This is a genomic window from Sphingopyxis sp. OPL5, assembly GCF_003797775.2.
Taxonomy (GTDB): domain Bacteria; phylum Pseudomonadota; class Alphaproteobacteria; order Sphingomonadales; family Sphingomonadaceae; genus Sphingopyxis.
Genome location: NZ_CP060725.1, coordinates 161,233 through 175,463 on the forward strand (window position 1 = coordinate 161,233; position 14,231 = coordinate 175,463).

Genomic DNA, 14,231 nt, shown 5'->3' on the forward strand with positions numbered 1-14,231 from the left:
CGAGAATTTCAGGGTCGATTGTCGCGGCGCAACAGAAACTCCGGTGCCCGGATCACATTGTTCGAGGACACATTCTCGACCAGATTGTCCGACGCGACCCACAGGAAATGGCTGGTACTTTCGAATTCGAGAATCGGCTGCACCGCGATGCCGATCCGGCCGACCGAAATGCGATTGTCGGCGATCTTGAGATAGGCGCCGATGTCGCCCCACACCCGGATGCCGTGCTGGATTGGCGTCCTGGCGCCGCGCCCCGCCCAATCGAGCGTGTTGCGCTGGATCCGCAGCGTATCGACATTGCCGACGAACAGTCCCATCGACACATAGACGTCGTCGCCGGGCTTGCGCAGCGACAGGTGATTGTCGGCGATCGAGACCGTGCCGGCTCGGATCATCTTCGGATCGTTCCGGCTGACCCCGACATGGACACCCCGCAGGAAACCGAAAACCTTGTTGCCGCGAATCGTCACGGTGGTGAGCGTCGTGCCGCCGCAGGTGATCGCCTGCCGCGCATAGCTGGGCATATCGCTGGTGAAGCGGCCGAACCAGGCGACCGCGGTCGGCAGCGTTTCGCGGAAGCGGTCATTGGACGCCATCAGCGAAGCGAGACGCTGAAGATATCGGATCAACGCCCTGCCAGTATCGACATTTTCGGGCGGGGGCCGCAAATCCAGCGCCTTGTTCCAGTCGCCCTGGCTGATCGGCGAATCGAAGCTGACCGCGACCGACCCGACCTGCACGGTCACCTTGCCGCCGCTCGCCGCCTCGCCGCGCGCGCGTTCGGTACGCGCCGCTGGCTCGCCGATTAGCACCAGCGAGCGCTTCACCTCGTTGTCGAGGGCCGCCATGCGCGTGTCGCCGATGCGTGTCCCGAGCGTGCGGATCGCGCGCCGAAAGGTCGGTGCCCGGTCGGCGTCGGCGATGACGACATCGCTGAGCCGCTTGATATAGGACTGGACCCCGGCGATCGTCCGGCTTTCATCGGAGCGCGGCGGCTCGGCGGTATAGAGTGCTTCCCATTCGGCCTGCGGCATCGGCGATTCGAATTCGGCGACGAGCGTCCCGACGCGGAAAAAGCGCTTGTCCCCGCGGCCCTCGGCCTCGACCTCGGCGGCATCGGCGACGAGCAGGTTGATCACATGCTTGCGCCAACGCGCATTTTCGAGCTGCTGGCCCGGTGTCAGCCCCGCCTTGCCGGCGACCACCGCCAGTTCGTTGTCGGCGATGACGGTGCTGACCGCATTGGTGACGAGAATGCCGTCCTGCGCCAGTCCGATCGCGAGCCGGTTGTTGGTCACATGCACCGAATCGAGCGGCTTTTCGTCCGATCCGCGGATTGCGAGGCCCGTGCGCTCGGTCTCCGCCCCGCCGCCGCAGCGCAGCGACAGCCCCGAAACCTCGACCGTCGGTGTATCGAGGATCGTCACCACACCCTGGCGGAACTGGATCTTGCCGATCGCGCCCGATCCGTCGGGCGCCGCGACGTCGAGGTCGCGCAGCGTCACGCTCTTGCACCCTTCGAAATGGAGCGCGCATTCGACGCGCCGCGCGACGATCCGCGTCCCCGCACCGGCGCCATGGATGGTGAGATGCCCCTTCCCCGTCAGTTCGACCCGCACGTCGGTTTCATAGGTGCCGCGCTGGAAGCAGATGGCGGCGTCCTCTTCATCCTTGATCGAGTTCAGTATCGCGACCCAGTCGCTGCCTTCGGTGATGACATAGGTCGAGCAGCCGACCTGCGTCAGCGTCGCGAGCTTTTCGATCGCCTTCTGCACCGTATTCTCGCCCGCGAGCGCCGGGGTATTCACCGGATCGAACGAGGTCGCCGCGGCGGTGCTGAGATTGGCGTCGAAGTGGATCGGCAGGTGGGTCGGATTGCCCGCGGCGTCGAGCAGGCGCGCGACGACGCGCTGGTTCGGCATTACGGCGTCGAGCAACCAGTCGATCGTCGCGACGCCGTCGGGACCGGTGGTCGCCTTGCGGACCTTCAGATTGTCGGCCTCGGGGCCGAGGCGGCCATCGCCGTCGGTGATCTCGAACTCGACGTCGAGCCCCGGCAACGGCGTCTTGCCCCGGATCACCCCGACGCGGAGCGGTGCGGCGAGCGGCAGGCGCGTCGCCGGCGCGAGCGGGTTCGGCATCGCCTCCTGCCCGTCGCCGCCGAGGTAGAGGAAGCTGCGCAGCGCGGTGAGCGGCGGGAAGATGTTGCGGCAGTCGCTGCCGACCGACCATGTGCCGTTCGCCGCGCGGTTGACCAGCGCGAGCGCGGCATAATGGTGGACGATCCCCTTCGGCGGCAGCAGTGCCTCCGCCCCCGTCGCCTCGTCGGTCGGCCATTCGATCGTCGCGGCGAGCGAACGCGCCGGGACCTGCCAATGGTCGCCGGTCGCGAGCCGTCCGGCGGCGAAGAAGACTTCGACCCCCTGCTCGACCGCGACCCAGCCGCCGGGCACGATGTTGATCGGCAGGCCGCCCTCCCAGCGCCGAACGATGCCGCGCGCGGGCAGTCCGCCAAGGTCGGGGGCGCCCGATCCGTCGGTGAGCGCGACGAGCGTGTCGGGGTGGCGTATTTCGCCCAGGCTGGCACGGGTGCCGTTGATATCCGAAAGGCGTGCGAAGAAGCCCGGCTGGCCGCTGAGCAGCCGGGCCTCGTCGACGATCTCGACCCAATCGTCGCGCTTCAGGGCGCTCGGCTCGTCGGGGCCGAGGCTGTCGAGGATCAGCGCACCATTGTCGATCTCGGCATAGCGCGCCTCGTGAATGCCATTGTCGCGCGACCATTTCCAGCGCCCGCCGGCCGCGCCGCCATTGTGAACCTCGATGCGGTAAAGATGGTTTTCGAGGCTGCGATAGCCGCCGGTCGCGGGGAGCGCGCACGGATCGGCGACCGCCGCCGCGGCGCGGGCGCGCGCCGCCATCCGCCCCGCCGCCGCGGGGCCGAAGGGCGACCAGCCGGGGGCGAAGCTGGTGCAACTGATCGGCGCGGTCGCCGCATTCGCCGCGATCAGATCGGCGAAGCTCGCGAATTTGACCTGCCAGACGATCTGGTCGCGGATCGCGGTGTCGGGGCCGCCGAAGGCGCTCTCGCGGATCAGCGGATCGTCGGCGGCGGTGACCGGCCGTTCCCAGACGTCGAGATAGGCGAGATAGTCGCCCTGGGCCTGAGGCAGCGCATTGGCGGGCCAGAAGGGCTGGCTTTCGGCGCTGCGATACAGGTCGGCGGCGATGCCGTTCGCCGCCGACAGCGCCGCCGCGGCGTTGAAGGTCTGGAGACCGTCGACATCGTCGAGCAGGGTCGCGACGCGCACCGCCTGCGCGAGCGTGCTGCCCGCGAGCACCAGATAGTCGCCGACCGCCACCCGAGCGCCGCCATCGACCCGCCAGCGCGTCGCCGCGCCCGCCCCCGACTGCCGCGTCAGCGCCAGCCGGACCGGCGCGGCGTACGACAGGCCGATGCCGTCGACATAGGCCTGCCCGCCACCGATCAGCAGGGTTTGCGCGCCCGCCCCGGCGAGGATGGCGAAGCCGGGCGCGTCCTCCGGGAAACCGCTGGCGCCGATCACCGAGCGCGCGGTGGTGCGCAGCGCGCCTCGGTGGATGTCGCCCCCTTCGTTCCAGTCGGCGTCGGTGAACAGCCGCCCCTGCTGCATCCGCACGCTGCTGTACCCCTTGGCGGGGCGGAAGGTGTCGCGGGTGAAATCGCCAGTCATCGTCTTTGTCCTCAGGTCTGGAACAGGGGTGCCGCCACCAGTCCGAACGGCAGATATTCGTCGAGCATGTCGTCAAGATTGGCGCGCCGGAACGGCACGCCGGCGCTGAAACCGGCGCCCATTTCGGCGCCGCCGAAGGCGCCGGCCACGACCGCATCGGGACAGGCGAGCGCGAGCTGTCCGAAAGCGCTGGCGGGAAAAGCGCTGGCCGCGAAGATCGGCGTCACGCTGCGCGCGAGGCGCCGCTTCTCGGTTTCGGGCAAGGGCGCCGGGGCGCCCTGCTCGGCGTCGGCGATGACCATGTCGGGCTGGCACCGGTAGCGGCGCGGGACGCGCGAGGTGAGCGGCGCGTAGCAGAAGCGCACGCAGCCGCGCTGGCGCTGCGCGGCGCGCGCGGTGCCGAGGAACAGGCTGTTCTCGGCCTCGATCGAGCGGACTATGGTCCGCCCGAAGATCGTGCTGCGCGCGATGTCGACGTCCGCGGCAGGCGCATCGATCACAAGAGCGAGCAGGTCGGGATCGGCCTGCAGGTCGCGATCCTCGCCGACGATAGAGTCTGCCACGCGAAGCCCGCCGCCCGCCGGGCCGAGCGCGAGCGGGCCGGTGATGCTATGGTCGACAGCGATCGCCAGCTCGCCATTTTGCGAAAGGACGCGCAGCCCCTTGGCCAGCCCCGCCGCCGAGGCGCCGATGGTGCAGTGGCGCAGATCGAGCGAGCCGAGCACGCCCGCCATGATCGCCACCTCGCCCTCGACCAGCAGACCGTCGAGAATGAGCCGTCCGGCCTCCTGCCCCGCCCCCGGCGCGATGCCGCGCACGCGCAGGTCACCGCGGATATGCGGGCGGCGATACATCGGCGCGAGCGCCGTGAGGTCGCGTTCGATCACCCCGCCCGCCCGTTCGACCGTCGGCCAGGCCATCGCCGCGATCGCCAGCCGTGCGCCCGCCGGAATCTTCAGGATATGCGCGGCATCGCTGAGGTCCTCGGCATAACTCGCATTGTCGAGCATCAGGATCAGCCCGCGCGTGCCCGCGCCCGACGCCGCATTCCAGCGAGTGATCGCTTCGGCGAGCGACGCGACGACCACCCCGCCCTGCAGCAGATTGTCGGTCTGGTCCTCGGCGCGCGCCGACACGCCGATCACCCATGGCGGCGGCCCGCCCTCGACGAAAAGCTCCTCGCGCCAGGCGGCAAAGCTCGCGCTGCGGTCGTAAGGGCCGCCGCCGATGGCGAAGGGCGCGGCGAAGGCGCAGCTCGTCTCGACCGCCTTGCCCTCGTCGCTGGCGTGGAGCGCGAGGCGGCCGAGTTCGGGGTCGAACAGGACGTGCCCGGCCTGTTCGGGCCGCCGCCAGGTCGGGTTGCCGCCGCCATCGTCGCGCGTTTCGAGGTTGCAGCTGTGCAGCCGCTCGGGCGGCACCTCGGCGCCGCCGAGCCGGATGCGCAGCACCGGCGCCTCGTCGAACCAGCCACTCCGTCCACCGTCGCGGAGCCGGTTGAGGTCGCGGTGGAGCAGCCGCCGGTCGAGCGGTGCGGGAACCATGCGCATATCGACGCGCCCGGCGATCGAGCGGTCGGCCTTGGGCCGGTTGAACAAGCCGCGGTCGGCGCCGAGCGGGTCGAAATGGCGGAAGCCCGGACCGATGGCGGAAGCGCACGGCACCAGCCCGCCGACATAGCCCGCCGCCGCGTTCGAGAGGAAGCCGAGCGGAAAGGCGTCGAGCCGCCAGATGAACAGCCCGACGTGCGGGATCGCGTGGCGCCCCGACAGGCTGTCGGCGGGTCCGGCGGCGGCGCTGTGACATGCGGTGCCGAACGCCCCCTCGCTCAGCCGCGCGGCCTCGGCATCGCGGATCGACGCGGTGCCGAGCGCACCGGGGCGGACATGGTTGACGTGCTGGCTCCAGATCAGCTTCTGGAAAAATTCGACCGCGACGACCGGCCAGCCGGTGACATCGCGCGCGATCTGTTCGATCGCGGCGGCGGTGCCCTTCGCCTGGCGATAGCCGAGCGTGTTGGCGATATAGCTGCGCAGCCCCACCTCGCCGGCGCCGAAGCTGCGCATCGGCCGCGCGCCGATCAGCGCGCCGAGATAGGGGATGACCCACGGCTCGCAGCTTTCGATGAACCAATTGTCGTAGAGCTGGTCGAGGTCGCGCTCGACCACCGCGAGCTCGCCGGCGAGCAGCCCCATCAGCGCTTCGAGCGCCCGGCCCTCGCCCGCGTCGCGGTTGCGCAGATGCTGCGGCAGCAGTTCGATCAGCGGCACGGGCGGACGATTATGCACGGGCGGCCTCCACGGTCAGCGTAATGCCGGCTTCGAGCAGGGTGACGAGTTCGGCGGCGGCGAAATCGGCGTTTTCGGTCGCGGACAAGGGCCGCGCGCCCTGTGCCGGGAGCACGGTCGCGAGGTTCGCCGCGCCAACCGGCGCACCGCCGTCGGAGATCAGCGCGAGCTGGTCGAGATCGACCCCGACGACGCCGGGCACCGCCTGCAACGCCGCGATGACTTCGGCGGCGCTGACGACCTGTCCGATATTGCGGCGCGCGAAGCCGAAGGTGTCGAGCAGCAGCGCCCTAGCCGCGAGTTCGACATCCTCGGCGCGATGGTCGGCGTGGTGGAACAATCGCGCCGCCAGCTGGAAGAAGCGCCGCGCGGCGGGCATGACGACGAGCCGGTGCGACCGGTCGCGCGCGGCGTCGGCGGCGGCCTGGAGGTTGGCGATGACCGGCGCATCGTCGTCGAGAATGACGTCGCTGGTGCCGGTGATGCTGACGAGGACGAGCTGGCGGCTGCCCGACCAGAGCTGCGCGGCCAAAGCCTTGCCGACCCCGGCGAAGTTCGCGGCGAAATCGCGATAGTCGATCAACGAGACGATGCGCCCCAGCGTCTTGACATCGCGCGGAGCCCCCTGGCGAATGTCGGCGAGGCTTTCGGGCGCGGCGCTGCCGCTCGCGCGGCTCGGATTGACCACCGAGCGGATACCGAGCGGGCGGGTCTTCAACTGGATGATCGCCTCGTCGGCGACCTCGCCCGCGAGGCCGATGCCGGCGCGATAGCTGGCGATGATGTTGAGTTGTCCGGTCGGCAGCCGGCTGCCGCGCAGGCCGTCGCCGAATTGGACCCATGTATTGCCGTCATCCTCGCCGCGTACCGCATAGACGCGGTCGTCGGGGCCGGCGTCGTAGAGCGTCGCGACCTCGTGCCACAGCAGCCCGTCGACGCGGATGGCGAGCGACGAGGCGCGGCCGGTCGGCGTCTCGGCGCTGACATAGGTCAGCGGCGCCTTGGTCAGCTTGAAGCGCTGGAAGATCTGCGCGGCATCGCCCGAACCCAACTGCTCTTCATAGGTCTCGCCGTGGGTCGCGGCGGCCATGTTGGCGTTCACGGTAACGGTCGGGCGGCGATAGCTGTATTCGGGTCCGCTCTTGAGCAGCAGGCGGGTGAAGCCGCCGATATGGACGACGTCGCTGACCGTCAGCGTCTCGCTTTCCGCGAGGCCGTCGGCGTCGCTGCGATCGCCGGCGATCGAGATCGTCTGGCCATCGACGAGGTCCAGATAAAGAGCGTCAAGGTCGATCGCGTCGGCGCCCGCGGCAACGTCGTCGCGGATCGGGGTACCGGCGAGGGCGAGCGGCGCGCTGGCGCCGAAGAGATGCGCGGTGCGGAACAGGAAGTCGTTGAGCGGCGACGCGTCGCCCGGCGCGGGGATCGTAAGCGCGCTGCCGTCGGGCTGGCGGAAGCTGACCCCGCTGCTCTTGCCGGTGAGCGCGAAGTCGGCGCGCGATTGCGTCGCCACCGCCGCGACGCGGAACACCATCGCCTCGCCCTCGGGCGTCTCGATCGCCGCCCAGCCGTCGGGCACGATCTCCTTCACCTCGCGTTCGAGGAAGACATGGGCGCCGGTCAGCAGGTTGCCTTGGCTGTCGGTCCAGATCGCCACGTCGCCCGAATCCCAGCTGGCGCCATGGCCATGACCGGCGGGGAGCGAGGCATATTTGGGCGCGGCTGAGCCGAAGAAACTGCAATCGTCGCGCAGCACATAGAGGCCCGGCCGCGCTTCGGAGGTTTGCGGCGCGTCGACCTGTTTCTGGCGGCGAACGAGATGCATCAGCTTGACGCGCGACCAGGACTGGCTCTTGACCAGCGCGGTGAGCGCGGGACCGGTCCACACCGCCTGACGCACGACAGTCTTCACCGTGTCGCTGGTGAACGCGAGCCGCACGGTCGGCATCGCCAGCCGTTTGAAGCGCGGCGAGCGGCGCGCGGGCGATCGTTTCACCGCGTCGGGCGTTTCGCCGCCGCGCGTCGCGATGAGCCGGGTGACGCCAAAGTCGCGATCGTCGGCCGCGCTGACCACGCGCAGCGTCGAAGCCGCGACCTGCCGGGTGTCGTCGGCGGCGACGATGACCCCGACGACGACGATCCGCTGACCAGGCCGCAGACCCAGCCCGGTGCCGCGCAAATATATCTCGTCGACCGGCAGCGCGCGCAGCACCGGTTCGACCTCGGGATTCAGCGCATGGGCGGCGATCCGTTCGGCGAGTTCGCCGGCAAGGTCGGTGTCGCCGTCGATCGGATGATAGGGCGCCAGCGCCGCGACGTCGCTGAACAGGCGCGGCGCCACCTGCCCGGGTTCCAGCGGCTCGCCCGGCACCGGCAGCTTGAAACTATTGTCGAGGTCGAAGAGGAAGATACTGCCGTTGTCGGCATGAGCGGGATTGCCGCTATCGTGGAACAGCGCCAGCGGCTGCTGGTACAGCGTGCGCGCCGGCATCGCATTCCATTCGGCGCGTGCGGTGATCGGGGCGACGGTTTCGAACACCTGCGGCAATTCGCCCTTGCGCGTCGGAACCGACATCGCCTGCACCCCGATCGGGATCTCGACGGCGCGATAGGGGTCGTCCGAGGCCTCGACGGTGAAGGACAAGGCGACCGACGCCGCGACCCCGGGAGCAGGCTCGTAGCCGATCATCCGCGCCATTTCGACGAGCGAGCGGCGCTGCGTCGCGGTGCCGACATAGGCTTCGTTGGCGACGCGCTCGCTGTAGAAACTGAGCACGTCAAGCGTCGCCGCGAAACCGTCGAACAACGCGATCGTCGGATCGTCGGTCGCGCGCGTGCGCAAATCCGCCAGCGGCTGGAGCGCGGCCTTGCTGTCGGGGTCGATCACGGTCTGGCGCGGCAATTGCCACAACATACGGTCGATGAATTCGGGATAGGTGCCGATGCGATAGGCGATCGAGGCCAGCCCCGGGCGGTTGTCGGGGCGCTTTTCGTCGCGATCGGTCGCGCCGCAGATATTGGCGGGGGGCTTGTGCGCCATCAGCGTCCTCCCGCCATCAGAAAGGCGATGCGCCCGAAATCGGGGAAGGTCGGGTCATTGTCGAGCCGCGCGACCTCGTTGGGTGCGATCGGAATTTCGGCGTCGTCGGCAAAATCGATCGCGGGCTGGTCGAGCCGCCCGAAGCGGCCCTTGACCGCCCCTGCCCCGTCGCGCGTGCCGATCCATTGCACCCCGGTCACCTGCATCGCGCGCGCAATGATCGGTGAGAGCAGGATATTGTCGCCGAAGCTGAAATTGTCGGGATGGAAGAAGCCGGGCCGGCCATCGCGCATCAGCCGCGCGGAGAAGATGTCGAGCAGGTCGCGCTCCACATCGCCGGCATAATGATCCGAGCAGACGCAGACGAAAAGCCTGATGTCGAGCGGCACGAAGCGCGGCGGCACGATTTCGAGGTCGTGACCCGCGAGGCGATAGCTGGCGAGATGATCGCGCAGCGCGCCTTCGAACGCCTCGTCGACCGCGCCGCCGCCGCGGCGGTCGATCGCGAGGAAGATGGTGTTCCAGCTGCCGGTCCAGCGCCGTTCGCCATAGGCACGCTGCACTTGCGCGTGCGTCTCGGCGGCGGCGACATAGTCGGCGGGGGTGACGGCGCGGCGTTGTTTGCGAAAGTGCTGCGGAGCGGCGATGCGGATCGCGGCGGCGGGTTCGCGGTCGCGGCCGCCGATACCCGCCAAGGGATTGCGAACGCCCGCGATTGCGCCGCCGTCGTCGGTCACGACATGCGCGATCGCGTTGATCCCGATGTTGCCGCGGCGGCCGCCGCCGTGGCGGATGCGCGCGGTCATCGCCGCGCCGTCGGTCGGGCGCCGCCCCGCCGAGCCGTCGCCGAAGCGCGCATAATGGGCGGCGTCGGTGGCCTCGATGACGAATTCGGGGGCGAAGGGATCGGAGGCGAGCAGGTCGGACACCGCGCGCCAGCTTTCGCCGTCGCCGGCAAGTTCGACCGCGGCGAGCGGCTGGCCGGCGGGCGCAAGCGCCACGCGCGCGGACTGGCCCCGCGCGGCCTCGCCATCGTAGCCGACGCCATGGACGATCGCGTCGGCGGCGAGACGGTAGCGGAGCAGCGCGCCCGGGCCGTCGTCGGGCGCGAGCCCCGAGCGGTCGGGGCCACCGACCGCGATACCGTCCTCGCGCGCCTGGGCCGGGGTCAGCCCATAGTCGATCGTGCGGCCCTCGTCGGCGAGGATGATGTTGCCGTGCGCCAGCGCGCCATTGGGGGTGAGGTTGAGCGGGAAGGTCAGCGCGTCGTCGGCGAACCAGTCGATGCGGACCAGCGCCTTGGCCATCACCGGATCGACGACATCGACCGGGTCGGCGGACAGCCGCACGAGCTGGCGGTGCGCCGGATCGGGCGGGTCGGCCTCGCCGCCGCCGAACGGGATGCGTTCCTTGAACAGGATCAGGTCGCCGCGCGCGAGGCCGAGCGCTGCGCGGGTGCCGACGAGGAAGGCGGTGGTCGACCCGGCGGGCAGGCAGCAGGCGGCATCGCCCCAGTCGTGGAGCCGCATCGCGTTGCGCGCGACACGCAGCGAGCGCAGGTCCTGCAGCGTTTCGAAGACCAGCGCGCCGCCGCCGACCAGTTCCTCGAAAATCTCGGGATCGCGCGGCTGGACCGGCGCGAAGGTCGCGGGAAGATCGGTCGGGCTGGTCAGCAGGCGGGTGCCGACGGGCAGGATCGGCGGCTGCCCCGCGGCGCGCGTGACATTCGACCGCGCGGTGACCATCACCGGCACCCGCGCATTGCAGCCTTCGGACGCGCTGTAGCCGAGCAGCCGGGCGTGGCGGAGGATCGACTGGCGCAGCCGGGCGCGACCAAAAAACGCCTCGGTCCCCACCGCGTCCTGGAACCAGCTCGTCTGGTCGGCGGCATAGGCCAGCGCCTCGACCAGCGTCACGCCGAGGTCGGCGGGGCTGCGTTCGGTCCAGCCCGGCAGGCTGACCGCCATGCGGTCGAGCATCAGCTGGCGGAAACTGTCATAATCCTTGGCGAGATAGTCGATCGGCGGGCCGAAGGCGCGCGGCGCGCCGGGCCCATCGGGCGCGGCGCAGTCGAAGGCCGAGGGGCATTCGGCCTTGAAGCTGAAATCGAGCGCGGCGAGCATCGGGTCGAGGAAGGGCGGCACCGTGTCATTGACCGCCCCGAGCCGCACCGACAGCCGATAGGGCGAATAATCGCCCGCGGCGTCGAGCGTCAGCGTCAGGCTGTGCGCCACCGGCCCCGCCGCGACATCGGTGACGCGGATGCCGGTGACGCGGGTGCCGCCGTCGATGCGAAAATTGTCGGCGTCGAGCAACGGCACCCCCGCCGCGAGAACGCCGTCGTCGCGCAGGAAGACGAGCGTCAGCAGCCGCTGGCGCAGCTCAGGAGTCGGCGCGTCGCGGTCGACGACCTCGAGATAGTCGATTCCGTTCAGCAGCACCCCGCCGCCGGTGTCGACATTCGCCTCGGCGACGCGCTGGCGGCGGCGCTCGGTGCCGCAATATTGGAAGGCGGCGGTCAAAACACCTGCTCCACGGTGACGACGCGCTCGCGCGCCTCGTCGAGCGGACGGTAGCGGACGGTGATCGCGAGGCGGCTGTCCTCGGCGGCGGTTTCGACCCCGCGTACCTCGATCGCGCCCGACAGCCATTGTTGCAGCGCCGCCATCACCATATGCTGCGCCGCCGCCGCGAGTTCGGGCGCGTTTTCGGAGAAGATAAGGTCGTTGACCCCGGCACCGAAATCGGGGCGGTTGACGCGTTCGCCGCGCCGCGTGAACAGCAACAGCTCGATCATCTCGCGGATATGCGCCTCATGCGCCGCGCCCGCGGTGCCGCCATTGGCGTCGATGCGATAGGGAAAGCCGAAGTGGGTCATAGCGCGAGCACCTTCGTCTGGACGCTCGCCCACACGACCGGACCCTGCGGCGCCTGGGTCGCGGCGATGCCGAGGTCGCCGGGGTTCATCTTGAGCGCGGGCTTGCCCTCGACCATCACCTTGCTCGACGCGCCGAGCAGTTGCAGCGTGACGCAGGGTGACGGCGTCGGACCCGCGGGAAGCTGAAACGGGCAGCCCGCGACCATGCCCTTGTCGCCCATCACCAGCGGCGGCGCGCCAACGACCAGCACCTTCGACGCCGACGACAACAAGGTGCCGGGGATGGCGTGCGGGCATTGGGCGACCGAGGCCATGGTGACGAGCGGGATCGTCATGGCAATATCTTCAAATTGGCGCCGTTGATCGACACGCCGTCGATCGCGAGCTTCACCGTGCTGGCGCCGTGGGTGATGGTGAGGCCGGTGGGATCGGCCTCGATCTTGGCGGGCCCCATCGCGGTGGTGAGTTCGAGCGCCAGCGTCGGGGCGCCGGGGATGTCGAAGATTTCGAGGCTGAAATTCTCCCCCTTCCACGCCTTGGTCAGGAAACCGACCGGTCCCGGCGGCGCGGGGGTGTCGCCAAGGTCCCAGAAGCCGCCCGACCAGATCGGATAGTCGGGATTGCCGCCCTCGAACTCGACCCACACTTTCGCGCCCTTGGGCGGGATCGCGTAGAGGCCGACGCCGGGGCCGGCACCGGGCAGGCACGGCATCGCCCAGGCGAGCGTGCCGTCGCCGAGCACCCCCGGCACGCTGACCTGGATACGGCCGATGCCCTGCAGGTCGGCGGGGTTTTCGACCGTGCCGCGATATTTGCCGTAAAAGGTCGGGCAGGCGTCGGCGGGGTTCATGGCAGCACCATCGGCGCCATCGGCAGGCGGTCGCCACGGGTCAGCATGAACTGCTGCTCATAGCTGCCCGGCCTGATCAGGTGGCGGACCTCCGACACCTTGTAGAGCCCGCCATAGCTGAGCCCGGCGCCGCGCAGGAACACCAGGTCGCGTGCCTTGAGCGCGGCGTTGTAGCGCGTCGAATCGAGGGTGCCCGACACGGTGAAGGCCTTTTTCGCGCCTTCGTCGATCTTGGCCTGCGCTTGCCCCATCGCCTGGCCGATGTTGAGCCCGGTGGTGGTGATCGGCTCGCTGCGCGTCGAACCGAACCGCGCGACGGTTTCGGGGATTGCGCCGAGCGGCGGATTGCTGCCGACGAGCGCGATCACCGGCATTTCGACCCCGGTGATCCGGTCGAGCACCTTGGTCTCGACCGAGGTCAGCACGGTGTCGTCCTCCGACGTCGTGACGTCATAGGCGTCGGACCCCGGCCCCATGTCGACCGTCAGCGTGCGTTGCGGCACCCCCGGCTTGACCGGCGGCCCCCAATAGAGGGTGTTGATCCCCGGCACCGGGCCGGGGTCGATATAGGTTTCATAGCCATGGCGGCGCGCCATCTGGTGCAGATAGGCCCAGTCCGAACAGCTTTGTTGCGGCACCCGGTCGATCGGGATCGGCGGGTCGATGAATTTGGGCGGCAGCACCATCGGCAGCATGCCGAACTGCGGATAGGACACGGCGATCAGCGTCGCGATCATCGTTTCGTCCATCGCCGGATGCTCGGTCTGCTTGACCTCCTTGTCGAGTTCCATGCTGAGATCGCGGCCGAACAGCGTCAGCACCCCCGACCGCGAACTGTTGCCCGGCGTATATTCGCGCTTGGTCACCAGCCCGTCGAAGATCACATAGGGAATGACGTCGAAGATCATGGTGACGATCGCGCGGCAGCCGCGCTGGAGTTGCGGGTGCATGATCAGCGGCGATTCGAGGAAATCGGTCGGACCGGTGCGCCCGGTGTTGATCGACAGCTTGAAGCCCGATTCGGTGGTGTCGGTCAGCTTGACCTCGAGGTCGGCGATCGCATTCATCACGTCGGCGGGCGCCGGCAGCGCGACCGGGCTGGGCCCGATCAACAGGTTGAGGCGGATACCGAGGATGTTGCCGAGCAGGCTCATCCGGCTACCCTTCCCGTCCCCGGCACGGGGATCAGCGTGATGTCGCCCGGCTGACCGGGCAGCGCCGCGGGATGGGTCACCCGGTTGGCATCGGCGATCATCCACCAGGCGGTCGGGCTGGCGAGGTTGCGCCAGGCGAGCAGGTCGATGCGGTCCCCGTCGACGGCGCGGTGGCGCGTCGCGATCAGCGTGTCAGCGGGGTCGGGCAGGATGCGCGGCAGCACGTAACGCACCGTCACCCCGTCGCCGCGGTCGGCGGCGAGCACCGGCTGATGGGCATAACGGCTGGTGAGCGTGAACATGCGGTGTGGCCT

General features: G+C 69.6%; 9 protein-coding genes. All 9 read right to left on the reverse strand.

Annotated elements, in window-relative coordinates; genetic code table 11:
• Positions 1 to 8: 8 nt before the first annotated feature.
• From EEB18_RS00770 to EEB18_RS00810, 9 genes are read right to left on the reverse strand one after another with little or no spacing between them, the layout of a single operon-like run.
• Positions 9 to 3,710, reverse strand: coding sequence for a DUF6519 domain-containing protein (locus tag EEB18_RS00770; RefSeq protein ID WP_187142180.1), 3,702 nt, complete (start codon positions 3,708 to 3,710; stop codon positions 9 to 11).
• A gap of 11 nt (positions 3,711 to 3,721) precedes the next feature.
• A complete protein-coding gene (locus EEB18_RS00775) occupies positions 3,722 to 5,995 on the reverse strand; it encodes a hypothetical protein (protein WP_187142181.1) in 2,274 nt (757 codons plus the stop codon).
• Entirely contained in the window at positions 5,988 to 9,035 is a 3,048-nt protein-coding gene (locus EEB18_RS00780) for a putative baseplate assembly protein (RefSeq protein WP_187142182.1), read from the reverse strand. Before EEB18_RS00780 ends, EEB18_RS00775 begins: the two co-directional genes overlap by 8 nt.
• Positions 9,035 to 11,557, reverse strand: a complete 2,523-nt coding sequence (locus EEB18_RS00785; RefSeq protein ID WP_187142183.1) for a baseplate J/gp47 family protein — start codon at positions 11,555 to 11,557, stop codon at positions 9,035 to 9,037. Before EEB18_RS00785 ends, EEB18_RS00780 begins: the two co-directional genes overlap by 1 nt.
• Positions 11,554 to 11,913 carry a GPW/gp25 family protein gene (locus tag EEB18_RS00790; RefSeq protein ID WP_187142184.1) on the reverse strand — a complete coding sequence of 120 codons (360 nt, stop codon included), beginning with the start codon at positions 11,911 to 11,913 and terminating at the stop codon, positions 11,554 to 11,556. The genes EEB18_RS00785 and EEB18_RS00790 overlap by 4 nt, the downstream gene beginning before the upstream one ends.
• Positions 11,910 to 12,248, reverse strand: a complete 339-nt coding sequence (locus EEB18_RS00795) for a hypothetical protein (RefSeq protein ID WP_056350627.1) — start codon at positions 12,246 to 12,248, stop codon at positions 11,910 to 11,912. The genes EEB18_RS00790 and EEB18_RS00795 overlap by 4 nt, the downstream gene beginning before the upstream one ends.
• Entirely contained in the window at positions 12,245 to 12,763 is a 519-nt protein-coding gene (locus EEB18_RS00800; RefSeq protein ID WP_187142185.1) for a phage baseplate assembly protein V, read from the reverse strand. The genes EEB18_RS00795 and EEB18_RS00800 overlap by 4 nt, the downstream gene beginning before the upstream one ends.
• On the reverse strand, positions 12,760 to 13,917 hold the full coding sequence (locus EEB18_RS00805; RefSeq protein WP_056350624.1) for a hypothetical protein: 1,158 nt from the start codon (positions 13,915 to 13,917) through the stop codon (positions 12,760 to 12,762). The genes EEB18_RS00800 and EEB18_RS00805 overlap by 4 nt, the downstream gene beginning before the upstream one ends.
• Positions 13,914 to 14,219, reverse strand: a complete 306-nt coding sequence (locus EEB18_RS00810) for a hypothetical protein (RefSeq protein WP_056350622.1) — start codon at positions 14,217 to 14,219, stop codon at positions 13,914 to 13,916. The genes EEB18_RS00805 and EEB18_RS00810 overlap by 4 nt, the downstream gene beginning before the upstream one ends.
• Between the last annotated feature and the right edge of the window lie 12 nt (positions 14,220 to 14,231).

Bases quoted from the DNA above. Each gene is read 5' to 3' on its own strand.
- EEB18_RS00770 (WP_187142180.1), bottom strand. From the start codon at position 3,710: ATGACTGGCGATTTCACCCGCGACACCTTCCGCCCCGCCAAGGGGTAC.
- EEB18_RS00800 (WP_187142185.1), bottom strand. From the start codon at position 12,763: ATGAACCCCGCCGACGCCTGCCCGACCTTTTACGGCAAATATCGCGGC.
- EEB18_RS00805 (WP_056350624.1), bottom strand. From the start codon at position 13,917: ATGAGCCTGCTCGGCAACATCCTCGGTATCCGCCTCAACCTGTTGATC.
- EEB18_RS00795 (WP_056350627.1), bottom strand. From the start codon at position 12,248: ATGACGATCCCGCTCGTCACCATGGCCTCGGTCGCCCAATGCCCGCAC.
- EEB18_RS00780 (WP_187142182.1), bottom strand. From the start codon at position 9,035: ATGGCGCACAAGCCCCCCGCCAATATCTGCGGCGCGACCGATCGCGAC.
- EEB18_RS00790 (WP_187142184.1), bottom strand. From the start codon at position 11,913: ATGACCCACTTCGGCTTTCCCTATCGCATCGACGCCAATGGCGGCACC.
- EEB18_RS00810 (WP_056350622.1), bottom strand. From the start codon at position 14,219: ATGTTCACGCTCACCAGCCGTTATGCCCATCAGCCGGTGCTCGCCGCC.